This is a genomic window from Chryseobacterium kimseyorum, from assembly GCF_025971945.1.
Lineage (GTDB): Bacteria > Bacteroidota > Bacteroidia > Flavobacteriales > Weeksellaceae > Chryseobacterium > Chryseobacterium kimseyorum.
Window position 1 is genome coordinate 38,397 of sequence record NZ_JAPDHW010000006.1, and the last position, 23,490, is coordinate 61,886.

General features: G+C 36.6%; 18 protein-coding genes. 9 read left to right on the forward strand and 9 right to left on the reverse strand.

The genetic code is table 11. From position 1 onward, the window contains the following. The first annotated feature begins 49 nt into the window (after positions 1 to 49). The 3 genes from OMO38_RS09710 to OMO38_RS09720 all read left to right on the forward strand — a co-directional run bounded on the left by OMO38_RS09710 (position 50) and on the right by OMO38_RS09720 (position 4,688). Positions 50 to 1,435, forward strand: a complete 1,386-nt coding sequence (locus tag OMO38_RS09710; protein WP_264749985.1) for an FGGY-family carbohydrate kinase — start codon at positions 50 to 52, stop codon at positions 1,433 to 1,435. A 107-nt stretch (positions 1,436 to 1,542) separates the two neighbouring features. Continuing rightward, entirely contained in the window at positions 1,543 to 2,694 is a 1,152-nt protein-coding gene (locus tag OMO38_RS09715) for an alpha-hydroxy acid oxidase (RefSeq protein WP_264749986.1), read from the forward strand. Between the two features lie 587 nt (positions 2,695 to 3,281). Next, positions 3,282 to 4,688 (forward strand): glycoside hydrolase family 140 protein, encoded by a 1,407-nt coding sequence (locus tag OMO38_RS09720; protein WP_264749987.1) that lies wholly within the window; start codon positions 3,282 to 3,284, stop codon positions 4,686 to 4,688. Positions 4,689 to 4,892: 204 nt separating this feature from the next. Here OMO38_RS09720 and OMO38_RS09725 read toward each other — a convergent pair whose 3' ends face one another. From OMO38_RS09725 to OMO38_RS09755, 7 genes are all read right to left on the reverse strand, one after another. Then, complete coding sequence (locus OMO38_RS09725) at positions 4,893 to 5,477, reverse strand: hypothetical protein (protein ID WP_264749988.1); 585 nt, start codon at positions 5,475 to 5,477, stop codon at positions 4,893 to 4,895. Between the two features lie 207 nt (positions 5,478 to 5,684). Beyond that, on the reverse strand, positions 5,685 to 6,128 hold the full coding sequence (locus tag OMO38_RS09730) for a nuclear transport factor 2 family protein (RefSeq protein ID WP_264749989.1): 444 nt from the start codon (positions 6,126 to 6,128) through the stop codon (positions 5,685 to 5,687). A 259-nt stretch (positions 6,129 to 6,387) separates the two neighbouring features. Then, positions 6,388 to 7,434 (reverse strand): GntR family transcriptional regulator, encoded by a 1,047-nt coding sequence (locus tag OMO38_RS09735; RefSeq protein WP_056076505.1) that lies wholly within the window; start codon positions 7,432 to 7,434, stop codon positions 6,388 to 6,390. Positions 7,435 to 7,778: 344 nt separating this feature from the next. Then, positions 7,779 to 9,914 (reverse strand): hypothetical protein, encoded by a 2,136-nt coding sequence (locus OMO38_RS09740; RefSeq protein WP_264749990.1) that lies wholly within the window; start codon positions 9,912 to 9,914, stop codon positions 7,779 to 7,781. Positions 9,915 to 10,178: 264 nt separating this feature from the next. Further along, positions 10,179 to 13,787 (reverse strand): DUF4450 domain-containing protein, encoded by a 3,609-nt coding sequence (locus OMO38_RS09745; RefSeq protein WP_264749991.1) that lies wholly within the window; start codon positions 13,785 to 13,787, stop codon positions 10,179 to 10,181. Position 13,788: 1 nt separating this feature from the next. After that, positions 13,789 to 15,189: a glycoside hydrolase family 28 protein gene (locus OMO38_RS09750; protein WP_264749992.1), complete on the reverse strand. Its 1,401-nt coding sequence runs from the start codon at positions 15,187 to 15,189 to the stop codon at positions 13,789 to 13,791. Positions 15,190 to 15,741: 552 nt separating this feature from the next. Continuing rightward, positions 15,742 to 16,368 (reverse strand): CatA-like O-acetyltransferase, encoded by a 627-nt coding sequence (locus tag OMO38_RS09755; RefSeq protein ID WP_264749993.1) that lies wholly within the window; start codon positions 16,366 to 16,368, stop codon positions 15,742 to 15,744. A 120-nt stretch (positions 16,369 to 16,488) separates the two neighbouring features. Here OMO38_RS09755 and OMO38_RS09760 point away from each other — a divergent pair, with 120 nt between their 5' ends. Beyond that, positions 16,489 to 17,064, forward strand: a complete 576-nt coding sequence (locus tag OMO38_RS09760; RefSeq protein WP_264749994.1) for a Crp/Fnr family transcriptional regulator — start codon at positions 16,489 to 16,491, stop codon at positions 17,062 to 17,064. An 8-nt stretch (positions 17,065 to 17,072) separates the two neighbouring features. On the opposite strand, the gene OMO38_RS09765 is transcribed toward OMO38_RS09760, so the two are convergent. Continuing rightward, a complete protein-coding gene (locus OMO38_RS09765; protein WP_264749995.1) occupies positions 17,073 to 17,600 on the reverse strand; it encodes a GNAT family N-acetyltransferase in 528 nt (175 codons plus the stop codon). Positions 17,601 to 17,802: 202 nt separating this feature from the next. Here OMO38_RS09765 and OMO38_RS09770 point away from each other — a divergent pair, with 202 nt between their 5' ends. From OMO38_RS09770 to OMO38_RS09790, 5 genes are all read left to right on the forward strand, one after another. Next, entirely contained in the window at positions 17,803 to 17,979 is a 177-nt protein-coding gene (locus tag OMO38_RS09770; protein WP_262989762.1) for a histone H1, read from the forward strand. A 260-nt stretch (positions 17,980 to 18,239) separates the two neighbouring features. Continuing rightward, positions 18,240 to 19,388 carry a hypothetical protein gene (locus OMO38_RS09775; RefSeq protein WP_264749996.1) on the forward strand — a complete coding sequence of 383 codons (1,149 nt, stop codon included), beginning with the start codon at positions 18,240 to 18,242 and terminating at the stop codon, positions 19,386 to 19,388. A 5-nt stretch (positions 19,389 to 19,393) separates the two neighbouring features. Beyond that, complete coding sequence (locus OMO38_RS09780; RefSeq protein WP_264749997.1) at positions 19,394 to 20,227, forward strand: GLPGLI family protein; 834 nt, start codon at positions 19,394 to 19,396, stop codon at positions 20,225 to 20,227. Between the two features lie 234 nt (positions 20,228 to 20,461). Continuing rightward, complete coding sequence (locus OMO38_RS09785) at positions 20,462 to 22,024, forward strand: M20/M25/M40 family metallo-hydrolase (RefSeq protein WP_264749998.1); 1,563 nt, start codon at positions 20,462 to 20,464, stop codon at positions 22,022 to 22,024. 26 nt (positions 22,025 to 22,050) lie between these two features. After that, a complete protein-coding gene (locus OMO38_RS09790; RefSeq protein WP_264749999.1) occupies positions 22,051 to 22,758 on the forward strand; it encodes a hypothetical protein in 708 nt (235 codons plus the stop codon). A gap of 108 nt (positions 22,759 to 22,866) precedes the next feature. On the opposite strand, the gene OMO38_RS09795 is transcribed toward OMO38_RS09790, so the two are convergent. After that, positions 22,867 to 23,436 (reverse strand): RDD family protein, encoded by a 570-nt coding sequence (locus tag OMO38_RS09795; protein WP_264750000.1) that lies wholly within the window; start codon positions 23,434 to 23,436, stop codon positions 22,867 to 22,869. Positions 23,437 to 23,490 lie beyond the last annotated feature (54 nt).

Genomic DNA, 23,490 nt, shown 5'->3' on the forward strand with positions numbered 1-23,490 from the left:
TGTGAAATTATTTGTGCTATTTGTGTTTAAATAAAAATTTATCCCGAGAATGTCCAAAAAAAAGGTAACCATCGTATTTGATATTGGAAAAACCAACAAAAAGTTTTTTTTATTTGATAAAAATTACAAAGAAGTTGTGCGTGAATATACCGAACTTCCCCTTACCACCGATGAAGATGGTTATCCCACAGAAGATTTGGCAGCATTGCAAAACTGGATCAAAGATAATTTCAATGCCATTCTCGATGATGAAAATTTTGAAGTAAAAGCCATTAATTTTTCTACGTACGGAGCAAGTTTTGTGCACCTCGATCAGAAAGGAAATGTTCTGACGCCTCTGTACAATTACACCAAACCAATGGATCAGGATATTCTTGATTTATTTTACGAAAAACACGGCAGCAAACTGAAAATTGCCCGAGAAACAGCATCTCCGCAAACAGGAATGCTGAACTCAGGACTGCAATTATTCTGGTTAAAATACAAACATCCGGAAGTTTTCAAAAAAATCCGTTACAGTCTTCATTTACCGCAGTATTTATCTTATTTATTCACCGGAATTTGCGTTTCGGAATTTACCTCAATCGGCTGTCATACCAATTTGTGGGATTACGACAAAGCAGATTATCACGACTGGGTTTACGATGAAGGAATCGATGCCTTGTTAGGACCAATTGTTCCGACTTCTGCAAGCATCAACACGTCTTACAGAAATAAAAAAATTAAAATAGGCGTGGGAATTCACGACAGTTCTTCCGCGCTGTTACCTTATATTTTAAGTAAAAAAGAACCTTTTCTCTTGCTTTCAACAGGAACGTGGAGTATTTCTTTAAATCCATTCAACGATGAAAGTTTAACGGATGAAGATATCGAAAACAACTGTCTGAACTACATGAGAATCGACGGTAAACGCGTGAAAGCATCCCGTTTTTTCATGGGGAATGAGTATAAAATTCAGGTTGAAAAACTGTGTGCGTACTATGGAAAAGAATATGGTTTTCACAGAGAAGTGCAGTTTGATCAGGATCTGTACCTGCGTCTGATGAAAAATAAAAACATTTATTTCCGTTTTGAAGGGATTATTTTAAAACGTAAAATGATTACTGCAACAGATTTAAATTCATTCGCAACCTTTGAAGAAGCCTACCACCAACTAATGATTGAATTAATGGATCTGCAGATTCATACGATCACAAACGCCATCGGAAATTCAGAAATAAAAAATATTTACATTGACGGAGGTTTCACAGACAACGATGTCTTTATGAAACTGATGTCGCACCATTTCCAGCATTATAATGTGATGTCAACACACTCTCCATTGGGATCGGCTTTAGGAGCTTCGATGGTGATTTCAAACAAAAAAATAGACGAAACTTTTTTACAGCAGCATTATCAGATGAAAGTGCTTCAGCCTTTAATTCTTAATTTATAAATTTTGTTGGAAGCTGGAAGTCAGATGCCGGTAATTAAAAAGTAATTTAGTTTTTAATATCAACATAAAACATCCATCACCCAACATCCAACATTTAACAACAAACTATGTCCTTTCCATTTGATACCAACTACGCTTCCCTCGAATTGCTGATCGAAAAAGCAAAAAAGAAAATGCCCCGATTCGCCTTCGAATATCTGGACGGCGGCTGTAACGAAAATATCAACCGCGACAGAAATACAAGTGAATTGAGAGATGTTCTCCTTCGTCCGCAATATTTAATAAACAACTATACAGAGGCCAATATGGAAACGGAACTGTTCGGAGTAAAATATTCCGCACCGTTCGGAATTTCTCCGGTTGGTCTGCAGGGTTTGATGTGGCCGAATGCTCCGGAAATTTTAGCAAAAGCAGCTTTTAAACATAATATACCTTTCATTTTAAGTACGGTAACGACCAGCAGTATCGAAAGAATTGCTGAATTAACGGAAGGAAAAGCATGGTACCAACTCTATCATCCAAGAGAAGAATGGTTGCGTGACGATATTCTTGACCGTTGTGAAGCTTCTGGTTATGATGTTCTGTGCGTTTTATCGGATGTTCCTACGTTCGGTTACAGAGCAAAAGAAATTAGAAACGGTTTGGCAATGCCTCCGCAACTGAATTTCAGAAACGTTTCGCAAGCGTTGGCGAGACCGGAATGGTGTCTTGAAATTTTAAAACATGGCGTTCCGAGTTTTAAAACAATGGAAAAATACATGGATAAAAACATGAATGTGAAACAATTGGGACAGTTCATGAATTCCACTTTTTCCGGCAGATTAAATTCCGACAGAATCAAAGCCATCCGCGATAAATGGAAAGGAAAGCTTGTCATCAAAGGTGTGGCTTCCGATGAAGATGCAGCCGAAGCGGTACGTTTAGGTTTTGACGGAATGATTATTTCCAATCATGGCGGAAGACAGTTGGATGCTGGAGAATCAACGATTGCGGTAGTAAAGGAAATCAGTGAAAAATACAAAGGTCAGATTAAAATCATGATGGACAGCGGCGTAAGAACCGGTCCGGATGTTGCCCGTGCTTTAAGCTGTGGTGCCGAATTTACCTTTATGGGAAGAACGTTTATGTATGCCGTCGGAGCTTTAGGTGAAAAAGGTGGCGATCATATCATTGAAATGCTGAAAATGCAGTTCAGACAGGTGATGGAGCAGGTTTGCTGTGATACGCCAGAGGAATTGCAGAAGTTTAGAGTGAAGTAGTTTGAGCGGGAAGCTGAGTGATGAAAGTTGGAAGTTTTTACGTTTTCATTAAAAGATATTTTATCTAACTACAACTTTACAGGATGCGAACCATCAATTTTCATAAAAAAAAAGTCCATATTTTTTAATGAATGAAAAGCTTAGTGAGTTTGTCTGAGTGAAAAGGCTTTGTGTAACTTAAAAGCAGATAGTATTTAAAAATTCTTTGTGCACTTTGCGTTAAAATAAAAAATTTTGAATAATCATAGCAAAAAAAATACAGTTCGGTGAATTGTATTTTTTGTTTTATAATACTATTTTTAATCAATATTCAAAGAATGTTTTCAAGCTTCGCGAAGCAAATTTATTTGCCTTTGCATCCCTAAAAAAATGCAACATTAAAAATAATCTTTGCGTTAAAACAATTTGTGTAATGTTTGAAAAATTATTGCGTACATATTTTTTTACCACAAGGAACACAAAGATTTTTCACAAGGATCACAAGCCCTGTGTTCATAGTGAAATGCTTAGTGTTCTTAGTGGTAAAATCACATCATGAAAACAAAAGATAATCAAAAACGAAATCATTTAAAAACCAAATTACTGTCATGAAAAAATTCCTCATATTGCTCCTCATAATTTATTCAGTTTTTACCTTTTCTCAAAACAAAAAACAGGAATTGCCATGGTCAAATGGAGCTCTGCAGGTCAGCTCTAACAACAGATATTTGCAGCACAAAAACGGCAAACCATTTTTCTGGTTAGGAGAAACCGGATGGCTTCTGCCGGAACGTACCGATCGGGATGAAGTAGATTTTTATCTGAGTCAATGTGCAAAAAACGGATTTAATGTCGTTCAGGTTCAAACCATCAATGCCGTACCTGCTTATAACAAATATGGGCAGCCTTCAATGACTGACGGTTTTGATTTCAGCAATATCAACCAAAAAGGAGTTTATGGATATTGGGATCACATGGATTACATTGTAAAAACAGCCGAGAAAAACGGAATTTACATCGGCATGGTCTGTATCTGGGGCGGATTGGTAAAAGCAGGAAAAATGGATGTAGATCAGGCAAAAAAGTACGGACAGTTTTTAGCGGAACGGTATAAAGATTCGCCTAATATCATCTGGTTTATCGGAGGCGATATGAGAGGCGACATCAAAACAGAAGTCTGGGAAGCATTAGCCACCAGCATTAAGGCGGTTGACAAAAACCATTTGATGACCTATCATCCTTTCGGTGCTACGAGTTCAGCAGATTGGTTTAACAGTGCCGGTTGGTTAGATTTCAATATGTTCCAGAGCGGTCACAGAAGATACGGACAGCGGAAAGGCGACGGTGAATCGAAAAAAATCGCCGCTACCGAAGAAGACAACTGGAGATATGCAGAAAAAGCACTTTCGATGAAACCTTTAAAACCCATCATCGATGGCGAACCTTCGTACGAAGACATTCCACAGGGACTTCACGATGTCAGCGAACCACGATGGAAAGATCATGATGTAAGAAGATATGCATATTGGTCGGTGTTTGCCGGTTCTTTTGGGCATACGTACGGGCACAATTCCATCATGCAGTTTTACAGGCCAGGTCTGTCGCCTGCATACGGAGCTCAGCGTGCTTGGTACGACTGTCTCAATGACGCAGGTTTTGTGCAGATGCAGTATTTAAAAAATCTGATGTTGAAATTTCCGTACTTTGAAAGAATTCCGGATCAAAGTATTATTAAAGGCGAAGTGGGTGAGCGTTACGAAAGACTTATTGCTACCCGCGGAGCAGATTATCTGCTCGTCTACAATTACACCGGAAGAAGTATGCAGATCGATTTGTCGAAGATTAGTGGAAAGAAGAAAAAATGTTGGTGGTACAATCCAAGAACCGGCGGGTACAAATACATTGGCGAGTCTGATGGAAATAAAATTTTGCAGATAACTCCTGAAAAAGAGAATGGAGAGGCTAAGGATTTTGTTTTTGTGGCGGTGGATGCTTCGAAGTATTATTTACAGTAAAAATAATTTAGCAATGCAAAAAACTTAAATTTTAGCTTTTAATCACAATAGAGGCACTCAAGTGTTTAGCGTCTTATAAATAGGCAAAGTTTTCGGGTTTTATCAATTTATAGACTAAAATTTTCCATTTCTTCATAGTTGGAAAACTCAAAAATGTCTGAAAAGTTTATCGTCTCTACTTGATAAGAAAATTCAAATGTTTTTTCAATTTGTTGTGACGTTCAAAAGTCCATCAATTCCACTTTTTCCGTATAAGTTTACTGACTGATTTTTGGAAGTAATATCAATTTGTTTTATATCTAGTTTAATCAGAGCTTCAATTAATTTTCCATTTTGATAACTTACAATATTCCAATTGACCATTAACAATGGGTTCTTTCCAATTTCATTGCCATTAATCTTTGTTTCTATAAATTCCGAAACATTATATTTTTTACTGGAACTACTATTTTCAAAATCATAATATTTAGGCTTTTCCACACTAAGATTATGATTTTTAATTAGCTCCCAAAACTTTTCTGACCAAGTTCCAGAATCCCATACTTTTATTTTAGAGCTTAATATTTTTTCAACTTCTGTTTTGTTGTTTTCTCTTTCAATTAAAAGATCAGACAGAATAAATATATCATAAGGAAATACCGCATCATTTAATTTTTTCAGTAATATCTCATTGTAAGGTCTTAAATCCACTTTCGCTAACTTAATGTGGTATATGAGATTTCCTAAATCAGAGCCATTTTTGGACTCAAGGTTAGATGATATATATTGATGACGTTTTTGTTTACTCATCTTTTTTAATGAGAAAGCATCATTTGTTCTACAACTTAAAATAGTAAAGAAAGAGACGAAAAGAAAATATTTTAAATTCATTGTTTTATGTGGTAAAATTCAGCAATCCTCAAATCTATAAAATTTAAACAGTAAATAATTTATTGATATGAATAAAAAATTCGCACAGATGCCTACGCGAATTATATTAATTACAAACTAGATAATCTACTTTTTCTTCTCCGACTTCACCGCCTGTCTCGCCAACAATTTCCAGTCGTTATTCACCTTTGTCCAGACTAATAATATATCCAAAGTCACATCACCAGGTTCCTTTCCCAAATCCGCAGTCGTTGCATAAAAATGATGACGGACAATTGCAGTATTGCCGACGATCTGTATGTTTTGATTGGTAATATCAATCGTTAGAAAATCTGATTTTTTGCTGACCAGTTTTTCAACAAATTCTTTGGCATCATCAATATGACCTCCCGAATGTCCGTAAGTTAGTTCGGGCACAATTAACGATTCCAATGCTGGTTTTTCACCGCTGATCATTGCTGATCTCAGTTTTTCTGCTGCATATGTTACAGATTGGACATCATTTTTTTTCTGTCCGAAAACAGTGATCGCCACTAAAAAACTCAGGGCGAAAATTAATTTTTTAATCATAAATAATTAGATATATTTTTTAAAGATTTTAATTTGTTACGATAATTATTAGAATATTATTCTTTTAAAGTATAATATAGTGAATGTCCCTTAGTAGTTATAACTTAGTTTTTTAACGGTTTGTCTGCCATTCCGTAGGAATCTGAACTGCTTTATTTTGGTGTGTTGAGATTCCTACAGAATGACAAAATTACTGCTGATCTTAGCGTTATAATTAACAATCGACATTCATTTATAATTTATATCAATCATCAATCATCTACAGCGATTCTCTCTGAATAAATTTAAAAACATTATTCACCTGCTCTTTTTTATTCTTTAAAATCATATACGCAGCAGATTCACCCATCGCCTTAAAATCAGTCGTAATTACGGTAATTCCCAGCAATTCTTTCAAAGGGGTTTCGTTGTAGGAAATAATTCCGATGTCTTCACCCAGTTTTAAATTTTTCTGACGGATCTGTTTCACCAGATTCACCAAATCACGCTCACGGATGGTGATGAAAATATCTTTGTCCTGCAATTCCATGTCGGGATAAATTTCATCCAGAATTTCATAGTCAAGTTTAAAATCTCTGCAAAACTGCTCAAAACCGCGAACAATACGGAAAGGATAGGGATGTATGGATTTGTCAGGATACACCAAAATAATCTTTTCGTACTTTTTGATTTTATCTAAACCTTCCTTCAGCGCATCATAAATATCATGCTCGAAATCCTGGAAAATTGATCCGTAATCTCCTGAAATGTTAGGTTTTGTATTGTCTAAAAGTAAAAGTTTGTTCTTTGGGATCTGTTCGATAATATCTAAAACTTCCTGTGTTGAACTCGTATGTTTCGACTGTTCATCACGGAAATGAGGCATCACGACATAATAGTCAAATCCACCAAGATTTTTCTTCAGCGCGTTAATGAAAAGCGTTTCGTCGCAGTGATAGATGTACATCTCCACATTGCCTTTGGTACCGATTGCATTGACGAAATAATTGTAAATCATCATTTTATAGGTACTCGGCTTGTTGATCAGAAAGAAAATATTGATAATGTCGTTCTTATTGATGCGGGAAATATAATAACCTTTACCCTTTACAGATTCAATGATTTGTCTTTTGCGAAGCTCTTTGTAAGCCTTTTCCACAGTGTCCCGGGAGAGAAAGCAGGATTCGCTTAGTTCATTGATTGACGGAATTTTTTCTCCGATTTTTATTTGCCCTCCATCAATTCCGTTCAGAATAGAATCTACAATCTGTTTGTATTTCGGAACTCTGGAGTTTTCATTGATGTTGATTTCTAATGTTTCGGCCATGATTTTTTACAGATAGGAAATGCAATTCAGTTAAAAAACAGCTAAAATCAAAAGCGATTAATAGCTGAAAACAAGATACAAAAATTTGAAGTAACAGATTCATGAATGTTTTTTATAATGCTGATAGTCTAAAACTGTTAATTATCAGTAGATTATAAAATTCAGAGTCATCTGATTTAAATTATGTAAAATTACCATTTCCACCTTCAGGATTTTCAAAACCTTGAAAGTTTAAAATATTTTCCACCACACAACCCTCCAACTCTCTAACCCTTCCAACTCTCCAACAAAAAAAGCCTGCCCTTTCGGAACAGACTTTAGAAACTATATGAATGTGAAATTTTTTAAGGCATCTTTTTAAAACCTTCCGCTTTTATTTTCCAGCTTCCGTCTTTCGGGAAACCAGGATATTGTCCGGTAGAGCTGTCCCAACCTTCCAGCATCATCGCGACGGTTGTCAAAACACCGCCGTTTCCGGGAAGATAAATTCTAAGACGCTTGTCCTGGAAATTATGTCCGTTTTTCAGATAGGTATTGGTTTGAATGTTCATAAACAAAGCGTCCAAAGCTTTATTTGGAAGTCCAAGTCTTGCTGCGTTCATCGCGGTCATTGGGAAATCCCAACCCCACGTATGTTCCCAGTTCCATCTTTCCCAAACGATATCTAGGGTGTTTTTCATTATTTTTTTATCCAGTTTCGGAGATTCGGGAACCATTCCCAATGCGCCCAAAACCGCAGGGTGGTCGGTCATCCATTTTGGAAATGTGAAAGAATCTTTTGCCGATTCTGTCGATAAATAAACACCATCCTGAACCGGAAGCGGAGCCAGTTTATTAATCACATCATCCCATTTTTTATCTCTCGGCTGACCCAATCTTACTTTCCATTCTTGAGCGATTTTCAGCGACCAATCCCAATACGCCACTTCGTAAGTAGGGTTGTAAGTATCTTTCGCCGGGAAAACTTCCTGAGCCGGAATTACGCCTTTTCCCAAGTTGTAACGGTTTTTTTCTTTGTCATAAGTTGCAAAATCAGCCATAAAATCAGCCGTTGCAAAAATCAAATCTTTATATTTTTCAAGAACTTTTTTATCCTTGCTGTTGCGGTACAAAAGTTCGGTCATATAAATAATGTGCGGTTGCTCCCAAATCAAAAATGCAGCAACAGAAGACGGACTTTCGTTTCCTTCGTTATCCGACATTTTAATCCAACGAACTCCTTTGTAGCCTTGTCTTTCTGCTAATTTTTTAGCTTTATCAAATGACCTGAAATAATAATCCAGTTGCTTTTCCAAAATCTCCGGTCTTCCCCAAAGTGCAAAGTGAACACCGTGCCACCAATGCATTTCCGTGTGCGGTTTTCCGTACCAACTGTTGAAGGTCAAACCTGTTTCCTGAGGCGGATTGCTCCCACCACACTGAACTTTGGTTAAATATTCTGACAAAACAACTCTTCTTTCCAACTCATTGGCTCTCGGGTCTGTACTTCCTTCAAAATCAACGGCAGCACCGCTTTCCCAGAATTTTTTCCAGCCAGAAATACTTTCTTTTTCAGCATCAGCGAATAAAGTTCTGTTTGATTTCGGACTTTTAGCTGAAAACTCAACACTCAACTCAACGGTTTTGTTTTTTGAAGAAGGCTCGTAAACAAAGTAATGTTTTCCGGCCTCACGAAGTTTTCCTTCCGTAAAATTCAATTGAGTATAATAATCCGTGCTATGTAATTTGTGCTGAATCAAACCCTGCGTCGACTGAGAAGAAACAATTTTCGTGGTGTGTTCATTTTTTCTTCCATAAAATGCGGCGTCATCCAAAAACTGTCCCGACGGATGCGGATATTTGGCAAAAACTTTAAGCTTGTCTTTAGCTACCAAATCAGATTCAATTTTCACCCCGATTTTATCTGAATTTTGGAAAGAAGCCGTCCATACTTTTACCGGCGTTCCTTCCAGAGAAAATTCACTTGTAATAATTCCCGTCCACAAATCAATTTTCTGATTGATGTTGGTTAAATCTGAAATTTTTGCTTTCTGACCATCTTTTTTCGTCAGCTCAATCCCGATATTTCCTAACTGCAAACGGTGTTGGTTCACACGGAAATATTCAACAGCACCTTTATTTCTTTCCGGTTCTTTGATTTGAACAGAGTACAAAGCTTTTCTACCGTCATTATTGAAATCGTAGGGCTTTAAAGTTTCCTCAAATTTATAATTTTCTTTGTTCGGAAAACTGTTCCAGCCCCACTCAGACTGCGTTCCGAGAGAAACACCGTTTTTATAATATTCAGGAAACGACTGCATTCCGGTGATGTCAACTGTGTAGGCAAACTTTCCGTTTCCAACCGTAAAAGTGGAAAGCGTATCGGCTTTTGTGTTGACAATATTATGTCGCTGAACGACCTTTTTCCGGTCAATTTTCTGGGCATTCACTGAAGAATATCCCATCAGGAAAATCCCTAGATATATTGTAAATTTTTTCATTACGCAATTAATTTTATTAGTTGATGATGTTTTTAACCGCAAAAGAGACAAAAGATTTTTATCTTTTCTAGACACTCAAAAGTCAGCAAAATGACAGTATTTAGATTCAACATTTTGCAAGCTTTTGAATCACTTTTTTTCAATTATTTCTTTTGATGCTTTTGCGGTTAAAAGCCTTTTCATTATTTTATATTATCTTTCACGAATGCACAAATAAAAGTTTTTCTTCCTAAGAAATCATTCGTGCATTCGTGGCATTTTCTTCTATTTCAAAACAGTCGCACTCATCATTCCAATCACCACATCATTGCTCACGGCCGTTAATTTTATTGATTTTAATTCTTTACTCGCATCAATCGGCAAATCCAGAATTGTGGCAGAACCACCATCCACCTGACGGTCGGTAAATCCTTTGATACTCGAATATTTGCTCAAAGTTCCGCCTTTGTACAATTCTCCCGTTTTCAGTTTTACGCGATACGGAATTTTATCATCCGGAATTTCAAACGCGAAATTATCATCAAACAAATCCTGCTCAATCGGCCACCAGTTCGTCGGGTTTTTCAGCTCCAATTCAGTGGTCGAACCGTCAACGTATTGAACGGTAATCTTTCCGTTCACAATCTGCGACTGCATCGGATTCGTAGTTCCAGCCATCAGAAAATAGATTTTTTTTCCTTTCCCTGAAATTGGAATTTCAAGAGCGTCAGAATAATTATCCCACTGACTTACAAACGCTATATTTTTATCCGTTTTATCAACTAAAAATGGAATTCCAAGAAACTCAACTTTGCCATTTTTTCTTTTGCTCATCAATCCGTTGTCATCGATTTGAGTGGTAATTAGCGGATAACACCAGTTTCCGATTCCCTGCCACGGAAGCTGTAAAGTCGGAACTTCCAATCTTGGCGAAAGATATTTCTGATTGAAAATCTCGGTTACTTTTTCATTGTATTTTGACGCCAAAGAAATATTGTTGAATTGACCTTGGTTTTCTATTTTCCAGTCTGTAATTTCAATATTCTGTTTGATTCCGTTGTACTCAAGAACGATTGAATTGGTTCCTTTGCTTAAAACATTCGCCGGAATTTCAATATTTGTATTTTGATTTTTTTGAATCGAAAAAGTTTTGTTTAAACCATTAACAGTCAGTTTTCCACTAATTGGACTGGATGATTTTGATTGAATCTGAAGTTGTTTATTCACCCACTTTGTCTCCAGAGGAAAACGAATGTCAACATTCACCGGTTGCCACCAGGTTGTTCCGTTTTGCTCGACCTGAATGAAGAAAGTTCCTTTTCTTTCCTTATTATCTAGTGTGATTGCCTGGTTAACCACCCCGTCTTCTCCCTTCGGTCGAATCCACCCCTCCAGAGGAGGGGAATTTTTAATTAATCCTTGTGGGTCGTAGATATTTTTAATTTTCTTTTTTAAATCAAAATTTAACTGAAGATTTTCTGAAATATAATTGACGTAATCGGTTTGTTCATTATTCAGTTCTTCTCCGGAATAATTGATTTCAATTTTAAAATCTTTTCCTTTCGGAGTTTCAAACTGAACAAATGGTTGTGAAATCGAATTGGGTTTAATCTTCCAATCCACTTTTTTACCATTCACTTTTACCGATTTGATGTTGGAATAATTCACAGGAATTTGCATTTCCAACGCCACCGGATTCTGATATTTTGATTTAAATAAATACTCGGTTTTCTTCGAAGTTCTGGTAAACTGATAATCCCAATCCGGAAGTTTCAGCTCGGCAGAATTCCAATCTTTCGGGAAACCGGGTTTGATGCTGATTTTATTCTCCAGCAAATTCGGATAAACTCCGAAAAGTCCTTCCGTCAAAGTTCTTGATGCCACACCAATCGGGTCGGCAAAATCACGGTACAATTCTCCACGGAATGCATCATAATGAGAAAGCTGTTCAAAATTCCCCGGACTGATGCCGTAATACATCGACTCCACCAGATTTCCCTTCCAAAGTTGATATGCATCTTCTGTTCTTCCGGCTTGCCAATACGCCAAAGCGGTCTGTAAATTTTCCGCCAAAGCCACATTGTTAATCGACCAATCGTATGGTTGCCAACTTGTTGTTGCTAAAGTAAAATAGTCTTTATTATCCGCACCTTTTACCGTAATCGGAATTTTCGGTGTGTGATGATTGATGTACTGTAAGTTTTGATAATCTTCAAATTCATTTAGAATAAACGCATCAGAAACGTGATAAATTGACCAGATTCCCGGTTTGTCGTGAATAATCTGATTGCCCAAAGCATCTTTATATTCAGCAAAATAACCTTTGTCTTTTATCCAAAGCTGATTTTTCATTGCTTTTAAAATCGCATCAGCTTCCTGTTCGTAAGGCTGAGGATTTTCGCCAATTATTTTCGCCAGTTTTGCCATTTCACGGTTGGCTCTGTAATTATAGGCCGAAGTGTGCGTCACTTTTCCACCCGAATATTGCAGGGCATCACTCGCCCAAATTGCAGCATACGCATCATACAAATCACCACGTTTGAAATTCCGTTTTTCCCAATCTATATGGCGAACCATTGTCGGCCACATTTTTTTCAGGAATTCTTTGTCGCCGGTGTAATTGAAATGCGAAAACATCTGGTCAAAAAACACCAGATTCATATCGTAATGGTGTGGTTTTGTATTGTCATTCGGATTTCTGGAAATGTATCCGCTCGAAAAAACAGAAGTTCCCATTTTTTCCTCGTGTCGGGCAAGATGACGCATCGTGTCCATTTCGACAGGTGCAAAATCGGGTTTTAAAACCTGCGAATTGGCATAACTTTCAAAATGTTCTTTCGCTCTGTCGTGCCAGTTCAACGCATCGGCTGTGTAAGCACCACGCCACGCATTCAACCGCATTCTCCAGGCAACGGCGCCGTGAAGGAAGGTTGGACTTTCCCAAATTCCATCCGCTGCAACGGCTAAATTGGCTCCAAAGTTATTTAAATCCGCATCCGGAGTTTTTAGCTGAATTCTGCTAGTTAATGTTAAACGGGTTTTATCCGCTTCATTAAAGATGTTTTTCAAATCTTCATCCGAAAAAGTTTTATCCGATTTTCCTTTGGCAACCTGAATGTAAACCGGTTGTTTTTGTGAAGAATACGAAGCGTAAACTATCGGAGATTTGTCTGTTTTATTTTGAGTAAATTCAGCCAGTTTTTCCAAAGTCTCAGCATCAGTTTGCTGTAAAGAATTAACATTCGAAAAACTTCCATAAACGGTTTGAGTTTCTTTTTTCTTATTTAAATAATTGAGTTGAAACTGATTTTTGTTGAGACGAAACTTATTGTTCAAACAATATTCAGGCAACAGGTAAAATCCGGATTCCGGGTCTGCACCGATGTCGCCGTTTCTGCTGAAAGTCGTTCCGCTCGCACCGCCGTAAACAGCATAGATTTTTGTTGAAGAATCTACATTGACGGTTTCCATTTTTAAAACCATACCTTCTTCTTTAGCCTGTGCCAGAACGGTCAGTTTTAAAGTTCCTGTTCCAAGAATTGGGTCTTTGATTTCATACAACATCGTTCCCGGTCGGTAACGTGTTTCAATTTTATCAGCCTGAATTAATTTCTTAATCGAATTTCCTTTCTGAATAACGAACTGAAGATTCCCGCCCATTCCCGGAAGATACAGTGCAAATTCAGGCAAATCTCCCGCCTCAACTCTCGAAGCACGGTTATCACCATACAAAGCACGGTTGAATCTGTACTTACCGTTGACCAGTAAAAAATCGCCTTTATCTTCTTTGTAATGCAGTTCGCGCTCATTATTCTGCCAGTGTTTCGACTGGGAATAGGAGAGTGAGAATGCCGACAAAACAATCAGTCCGGCGAAAATGGTTTTTCTTCGCATTTTATGGTTTTAACTCAGTTAATGGCTGTCCGTTAATGGTTACATTTTTTAAAGTCACATTTTTCAGATAATCTACTTTGTAAGGAATCTGAACACCAACCATTTTTGCATTAATCATTGTGAAATCAGTTACTGGCGAAGATTCGTAAGCGTCAGAGAATACGGCATATTTCCCGCCTTTGTCAACGGTTAAATTTTCAACCCAGATATTTCTGATGGTCGGAATGTGATTTCCAGGCTTTTCATAATGCATATTGAAACGAACGGCAGCTTCTTTGTAAGCGCCCACTTTTGTTTTGTAGAAAAATACATTTTCTATCGTTCCGCCACGGCTTGAGCTTGTTTTAATTCTCAACGCACGGTCAAGATTTTTGCTGTCCATCACGTTTCCTATGGCGTAAATATTTTTTACGCCGCCCGCAATTTCACTTCCAATCACAACACCGCCGTGACCGTCTTTCATTTCACAGTTTTCGATGATGTGGTTTTCTGCAGGTCTTCCGATATCTCTTCCGTCCTCGTCTCTTCCGGATTTGATGGCGATACAGTCGTCTCCGGTATCAAAATATGAATCTTTAATCCAGACATTTTTACAGGCTTCAGGGTCGAAACCGTCGTTGTTTGGTCCGTGGCTGATTACTTTTACTCTTTCAATTAAAACATTTTCACACAAAACCGGATTGAGATTCCACATTGGAGAATTTTTTACCAAAACATCCGCCATATAAAAGTTTTTAGACTTGTAAGGCTGAACGAAATTCGGTCTTAAATACCATCCGTCCCCAAAAATTCTTTCTCTTGCAGGCGTTCTGTTGGCCATATATTCGTGAAGTTTAGCTCTTGCAGGGTTCTGTCTTCCCGGACGCGATGTGTTGTAGCCGTATTTTGTTGCACCACACCAGAACCACCAGTTGTCTAAATCTGAATTTCCATCCAAAGTTCCTTTTCCGGTCACGGCAATGTTTTCTTCTTCGTAAGCATAAATCAAAGATGAATAATTCATACATTCCATTCCTTCCCAGCGCGTGAAAACGATAGGGTAGTCGTTGCTGTCTTGACTGAACAGAATCGTTGAACCGTCTGTCAAATGCAGATTTACATTAGATTCAAGATAAATCGCACCCGTTAGGAAAATGCCGTTAGGAACAACCACTCTTCCGCCACCTTCAGCACTGCATTTTTCAATTGCTTTTTTGAACGCTTCCGTATTTTTTGTTTTTCCATCTCCAACTGCTCCGAAATCTGTAATCAGATAGTCTGCTTTTCTGAATTCCGGTTTTTTGATTTGTTTCTTTAAAGCTTTAATTTCTTTTAAAGGCTGCTTTGCGGAAGTCCACGGTTGATATTGAGCCGAGAGTGATATCGAGACTGATGTAAGCAGTAGAAATACGAGTTTTTTCATAATGTCAAACTATATAGAAGTTGATAAATTGTCATGTTTAATAATTGCAATCTAAAATAATTATGCTGAATGATTATCCTGCACTGTCGGTACCGGAAAAAAAACAAAAATCCAGCGATAATTGTGTAATCGATTGCGCGTTTTTAAAGTTAACAGAATTTTTTAAAATGGAAAGATTTGGTATTTCAATTTTAGCTTGAATCATTATAATCAGTTCATCCGCTGATGTTCAAAGGTTTTGAAATTTTGAATGGTTGGTAAAGGTCGTATGAGTATTTTCTTTTCTAATTTTTTAAATCTTACCTGAACAAAGCATTTGTGTGATTTCATTTTCAATCCTGTCTGAGAATCGAATTCTGTTTCTACAATATAATCTTTAACACTGGAAATTACCGATAAAAATTCATCACTTCAAAATGAAAAAAATGTTTGTTACCAAGCTGACTTACAAAAATCAGAATAATGTTGATGTTGAAGTATGCTATTACTCTGATTTTTTGTACAAAATAAAAAGACTTAGCAGTTTAAAAATGTTGAGAAAATCTATAAAGTCTAATTTTCATTCATTAAAGACTGGAATTTTTCGGTGAAAAGTCCGACATGAAAACCGTCCATCAAGGCATGATGCCCATGAATAGAAATATTCATTGTTTTAATACCATCTGAATCGGTCATTTTTCCAAATGAAATTTTCGGGCAGCTATCTGAAATCGAGAATTTTCTGGCGTGTGAGATTGATGTAAAATTTAACCAGGGAACTGCAGAAAAATGAATTACATTATCACCACCTTTTGCAGGAAGAAGCGTGTTCGACAACTTCACCTGTTCGATTTCTTCTTTTGCAGTGTTTCGAAAAATATTTTCATCCGAATGATAATCGATATATGAGAAGCCAAATGTATTATTTGGACGATTAATTGTTGCAGATGCATGAATAACTTCATAAAGATAAGGTACGTTATCTATAATTCTGTATCTGAAATTTTCAATTTCATTGGCGGCTTTTATTGCTCTGAATAAATAGTAAAGAAAGAAGGATTGATTTTTTTCTTTTACAAAATGATAAGCTTTTGTACAGTCAATATTTACGGTTGTCCCGAAAAAAGGCTCTTCAAACTGAGAGAAAAAAAGATATTGTTCTTTGCGGTCCCATTCGTTAATTTCAATTAATGTTTTCATTTTATTTTAAATTTATTGTTGTTTGAGAAGGTAAACTTTTGTTTTTATCTTTGTATGCTTTGTGACGGCAAAATTCTTAAACATAATCATTAATAAAAAGGACATTTGTCCCGACGAAAAATGCTAAGAACCAATCAGTCTTTTCTGGCTTATGTACATGAACTTTATGACCAACAGAAACGTAAAGAAGATATTACAGTAAAATATTTTGAGAAAGATGAACTGATTTTATCTCAGGATGAGGAGGTAAATAAAGTGATGCTCATCAAAGAAGGAATTGTAAAATGCAGCCTCACGGAAGAAAACGGAAAGGAGTACATTCTGGAGTTTTCTGGAAGTGGGGAAATTGTGGGCGAGCTCGAAAATATCCGTCAGGTCAAAGCTTTGTGCAGCATTGAAGCGCTGACAACAGTGAGTGTTTTTTCAATTTCGCGTCCATATTTTAATAGACTTTTGGAAGAAGATATTAAATTCAACAGGTTTTTAATCGATGTTTTTGCAGAACGTATTTTCAACACATCGAGTCGTGCTTCCTACCAACAGCTCTACACCGTTGAAGAAAGTTTGAATAGATTACTGGAACTTCAGGCTCATCAGGATATTGCTATTTCAAAAGAAAATATGGCTGCCTATCTTGGGGTTTCTGTGAGAAGTCTGAACCGAAGCCTGAAAAGTTTATTGAATAAAAACGAATAGTATTTTATTTAAATTTCTTTTGTAACAGCAAAAATATCCATCTCTTTATTGTTGTAAATCAGTTTTTTATTGAAGGTCATTCCGTTTTTTAAGGCAACCTTTTTTGAGTTTTCGTTTTCCGGATATATCATTGAAATTAATCTGTGATGGAAATTATTTTCAAAGGCAAACTCTTTACATTTACGGGCGCTTTCGTAGGCAAATCCTTTCTGTCTGAATTCAGGAAGAATAGAGTAGGCGATTTCCAGTTCAAATTTATGATCAACTTCCCGTACCAAAAGTCCGCATTGCCCGATCAACAGATTGGTTTCTTTGCAGATGAGAACGTTTTGTCCACCTAAATTATTTTCATACCGGTGAAAAGTCCATTCGAACCATTTTTTACAACGTTCTTCAGGAGTTTGAAAATCCTGCATTCCAAGCAATTTTGACGTTTCATCATCCCGGAATAATTCCAGCCAAACGGTAAAATCTGCAGGTTGGAGTTGTCGGAATCGGAGTCTTTCAGTTTCCTGATTGGATAAAAGGAATTTCATGAGATCAATATGGATAAGTTAAATTTCATCAAAATTAAATGTTAAATCACCAACTCAGCCATTTATAGATGACTTTTTTAACGTATAAACACATCTATTTTAAGATTTAAAGTAAATAATTCACGTTTAGCATTAAATTTTTTCATCAATGTTAGGCTGGATGCATCTGAAAACATATATTTGCACCCTAAATTTTATAGACATGAAAGAACTTATTGAAAAAATCAACGCAGAATTCGAAGCGTTTGCATCTGAAGCAAACCAACAATCAGAAAAAGGAAATAAAGCAGCGGGTACAAGAGCTCGTAAATCAGCTTTAGAATTGAGCAAATTGTTCAAAGAATTCAGAAAAGTTTCTGTAGAAGAATCAAAAAAATAATACAGACTCAGCCGGCTACGTTTAGCCGGCTTTTTTTATGCTGTTCTGCTTGCGTTTTTTCAATACCTAAACAGTATGCGAGGACAGATGCCACCCAACTCTTCTGTTAAAATATTCTAAGATTGCAACAGAATTCCCAATTTTTATTTGAAATAAGTTAAATACTGATAATTAGTGCTAATTAATTCATTTTCTATTGAATTGTATGCTTTGTGAAATATATATTTGTGACATCAAATAACGATGAAAACCAAACCTATATGAAGCGAATTTCTATTATATTTCTCATTTTTTCAACATTCCTTTATTCACAAAAAATTCAGATCGTAGATGCTGAAAATGGCAAACCCATTGGCAACGCCCGAATCGTTTTACCCGATCAGCTGCTGTATACCAATGAGGATGGTTTTACACCTGTAGATGGAAATTCTAAAGATTTTGAAGTCTCGGCATCCGGTTTCAAAAAAGAAAAGATTAAAAATTTCAATTCAGTAATTAAACTTCAGCCTGCCTTCAAAGAAATTGAAGAGGTAAAAATTGTAAGCGTAGATATTAAAAAGCTTTTAGATGATGTTTTTAAAAATTATCAGAAAAGATATTATGAAGAGCCTTCAATGTATGATGTGGTCATGAAACAGAAAAGCTTTGATAATGGTAAGCTTCATTTTATGGCGATCTCCGAAGCAAAATTGTGGAGTAAATGCAACTGGTATAATTACAAAGATGGCTATAACAAAAGGTTTGATGATATACTCCAACTACAGTTGAATAATGTAAAATATCTGAAAATCATTAAGTCCGACAGTATCTTTACTGCCACTGAGGATAAATTTTCACATGAGCAGATGGGGAATTATTTCTTTAACTATGAACTGAACAGGACTCTGATGTTTATAAAATCCTCTCAGGCAAAATATTCAGGTGTATTAATATCAGAAGAAGATGGTGAGCAACTGATCAGTTTTAAAATAAAGGTTCAAAGAGGGATCAACATAGAAGGCAGCCTGAAATACAATAAGACTGATAAGGTAATCACGTATTTCCAGACCATTTATGCAATGGATGATTTACCGGTTGAGAAAAAGGTCGCAACAGACGGAAGAGCATTTGATTATAAGTATGGCAATGCCACCATAACCTATGATTTTTATAAAAAAGACGGTCTCTACCTTCCGGCTTTAAACAGGTATGAAACCGACAATTATACCATGTTTTATAAAGATGAAACACATGTGAAAAAGTCGATGCGTGAGATTGTCTACAATACTTTTACCAAATCTGATCATAAAGGTCTTACTCCTAAAGTAGATTTTGCGAAGAGCATTTGGTTAAATGTTCCGGTAAAAGACAATAAAGAAATCACGGTTTTACTTTCGGAAGAAGAACAGGAATTTATCAATCAGAAATAAATACTATGAAAAAATTTATACTATCAGCGTGTATCCTAACGTCGTTTACTTTAAAAGCACAGACGCACCGTTTTATTTATGATGTTGAATACAAAAAAGATTCTACACAGAATATCACCACAAAAGAAAATTACCATCTCGATATAGAACCGAAAGAGGTAAAATATTATCCGCGCGATTTCTTCGTAGGTGATTCTTTGGTTGCCAATAATTTGGCGATTCCTAAAGATTCGAAATTTAATACGTCAAGCATTATTGTGCATCAGTCTGGTAAAGCACGCTATGACGATTATGACATTCTTGATAATATTGTTCTTAAACTTTCTTCCGAAAACAGTCAAAACTGGAAGCTGACCACTGAAAAAAAGAAAGTAAAGGATTTAAACTTACAAAAAGCAACGACAACCTGGGGCGGAAGAAATTGGATTGCTTGGTTTACTGCAGATATTCCATTTCAGGAAGGTCCGTATAAATTTCACGGACTTCCGGGATTGATTGTTGAGCTTTATGATGATAAGAGTAATTACAGATTTGAACTGGTGAAAACTCAGAAACTGGCAAAGCCTTATGTCAATGAATACATTACTTATTTTATGTCTCAGAGCGTGGCCGTTGATCAGGATCGATACAGATCAGCGAAACTTAAATATTACGATTCTCCTATTAATGCACTGCGAAATAATTCGGGAGCTACAAAATCGAATGAAGAATTTTATCTGAATGACGGCACCAAAGTAAACCAGACTAATACACGAGAGGTCAATGAACGTTTACGACAGTCAATAAGAAAATACAACAATCCGATTGAACTGGATAAGGCGATTCAGTATCCGCTATAAAAGTTAAAAGAGCCAGGTAAAAGACAGTTTACCCTCAAATTTTAAGTAGTAATTTTTTTATTTTTTAGATCTGTGGATCTGTGCTGCCGATAAGAATAATTTTCCGTCGGTGATGCAGATCTTCACAGATTTTTTATTTTTTTAATTGATTAGTAAACTTGAATTATAAAGCGTCAACAGAAGATTAAGAATTTTCAACAAATAACTTTATCTTTATGCCAATCAATAAAAAGTATGAAGATCAACACCTTTTTTGCAGTTCCTGCAGTCATTTTGGCGAGTCAGTTTGCCAACGCACAGTCTACCGTTCAGAAATTAAATCCTATTGTTGAAAGTTTTGTAAATGAAGCCAATAATCACTCTCAGTTGGAAGATATGGCATTTGAACTTCTGGATGGCATTGGGCCACGTCTTGTGGGAACACCCGAGATGCTGAAATCCAATGAGTGGACTGCCGGTAAATTAAAATCATGGGGAATTGAAGCCAATCTACAGCAGTTCGGAACCTGGAAAGGCTGGCAGAGAGGAACAACCCACGTGGATATGGTGTATCCGAGAGCAAAGTCTCTTTCAGCAACTCAGTTAGCTTGGAGTCCATCCACAAAAAAAGCTGTCGAAGCAGAAGTGGTAGTTCTACCAAAAGTGTCTTCCAAAGCAGAATTCGGTCAATGGTTGCCTTCCGCAAAAGGGAAGATCGTTCTGATGGCACAATACCAGAAAATCGGCCGTTCGGATGAGCAGATCAAAGAATTTGCAACTCCGGAGTTATACGAGAAACTGAAGGCTGAAAAAGAACAGGCTTCAAAAGATTTCAGAGAGTACGTGAAAAATATCGGTTATGATAACAACACTTTGCCCGAAGCTTTGGAAAAAGCGGGAGCGTCGGGAATTGCCATTTCAAACTGGACCGGAATTATGGGTGCCAACCGTATTTTCGGAGCAAAAACTTCCAAAATTCCGATGATCGATATTGATGTGGAAGATTACGGAATGCTCTACAGAATGGCTGAAAAAGGCAGTAAGCCGAGAATAAAAATAGATGCTCAGTCCAAGATTTTGCCGGATGCCAAAACATTCAATACGGTCGGTATGATTAAAGGTTCAGAAAAACCTGACGAGTATGTTATTCTTTCTGCGCACCTGGATTCCTGGGATGGTGCTCAGGGTGCGACAGATAACGGAACAGGAGTTTTAACAATGCTTGAAACCATGAGAATTCTTAAAAAATATTATCCGAATCCTAAAAGAACAATTGTTGTCGGATTATGGGGAAGTGAGGAACAGGGTTTGAACGGCTCGCGAGGTTTTGTGGCCGACAATCCGAATATTATTAAAGGAACGCAGGCAGTCTTCAATCAGGATAATGGTACAGGAAGAGTCATCAATATTGCGGGACAGGGTTTTGTAAAATCGTATGATTATATCGGAAAATGGCTGAATGCAGTTCCTAAGAATGTAAGAGATCACATCAAAACCGACTTCCCGGGAATGCCTGGTGGAGGAGGTTCAGACCATGCTTCATTTGTAGCAGCCGGAGTTCCCGGATTTTCTTTAAGCTCACTGAACTGGGGCTATTTCGGTTACACTTGGCACACGACCAAAGATACGTATGACAAAATTGTTTTTGATGAGGTGAAAAACAATGTAATTCTTACCGCAACATTAGCCTATATGGCTTCTGAAGATCCTGAATTTACAAGCAGAGAAAGAAGAACAATGCCACAGGATGATAAAGGCGAAATAGCAAAATGGCCGGAAGTAAGAGAGCCGAGAAGAGATTCTAAAGAATATAAATAAATTTTAAAAAAAACATAAAAATTACCATGAAACTACTGACCACAGCTATTACAATTTGTTCTGTATTTGCAGCGCATCAAACAGCGTTTTCGCAAAGTACCAATGAAACCAAAGCTAAAGAAATTATAGAAAAAGCAATCGATACAACGGGAGGAAAAGACCTTTTAAGCAGTATCAAAACGCTTTACACAAAGTCTTCTACGGTAATGGATGGCAGAAATGTTAATTATATTACAAAAGAAATGGCGCCGAATATGGGAAGTTTTGAAATTGAATATCAGGGAAGAATTGTTTACAGATCATGGTTTGACGGTAAGACTGGATACGAGACTGTTAATGGTGAAAAGAAAGTGGCTGATCAGGAAGAATTTAAAGATAAGCTGGATCGTAAATATATAATGAATGAAATTGCCTATCTCGATCCTTCTTTATACAAAGCCGAGTTTGTAGGGACAGATCAGGAAAATAAACTTCAACTTGTAAAAGTAACTGCAAAAGATGGAAGCGTTACCAATTTATACTACGATACTGAAAGTTTTTTACTGAAAAAAGAAGTCCATGAAAATCCTGCAAAAGGTTCCTTTTCGACAACACTATGCACAGAATATAAGAAATACGGTGATCTTAATTACTGCTCAAAAACTACACTGAGGTCTGAGAATGGCGATCAGGTGATGACTCTGCTTGATTTATACTACAACAAAAATATCAGGAAATCAGATTTCAAATTCTAATCAGATAGATTTATAAAAAACAGGCAGCTTATCTTAGGCTGCCTGTTTTATTTTAATCGCACAATGTTTTCTAAATATGAGAATAGGCATTGCTTCGTTATTAATATTTTATGAAAGAACAGCTTCATGAATTTTACCATCAAGTAATTTTCTGATTTCCCATACCTGGCTTTCTTTTACAATATAGGTTCTGCAGACTTTGTTATTCATGTGAATCGTAAAGTTCGCTTCTTTATGCTCTATTTTTAAGACTTCATTTAGTGGAGGAATATAATCGTTTACTAAAAGCTTAAAAGCGGCAAGGCATAAAAGATTTCTGCAGAAAGACTTGAGAATTACAGGATAATTCCCGCTTTCATCAATGACTTTCATTTTAAATATTTTTTTTCCCATTGTTGTTCCCCATTTGGTCTCTGTCAATGTTCCAAGAACAATTACTGATATGATGGAATATAAAATAGAGAAAAATCCGGGTTGATGAAAAATAAAAAAGAAAACTAGAAAGAACGGAAGCAGATCAATAATTTTGGCAAAAATTCGCTGCTTTTCATTATTTCTGAAACTTGCACGATAGGGCAAATCATATTCAAACTCATTATAAATTCTCTTTCCCGACACATCAAATTGACGGGTCGGTCTGTGAATGATTTTTTTAACTTTTAGTTCAGAGATCTTCAATGTTGCAGACTGTAAGTTAGTATTTAAAAATGCGAAAAAAACATTTTCATGAAT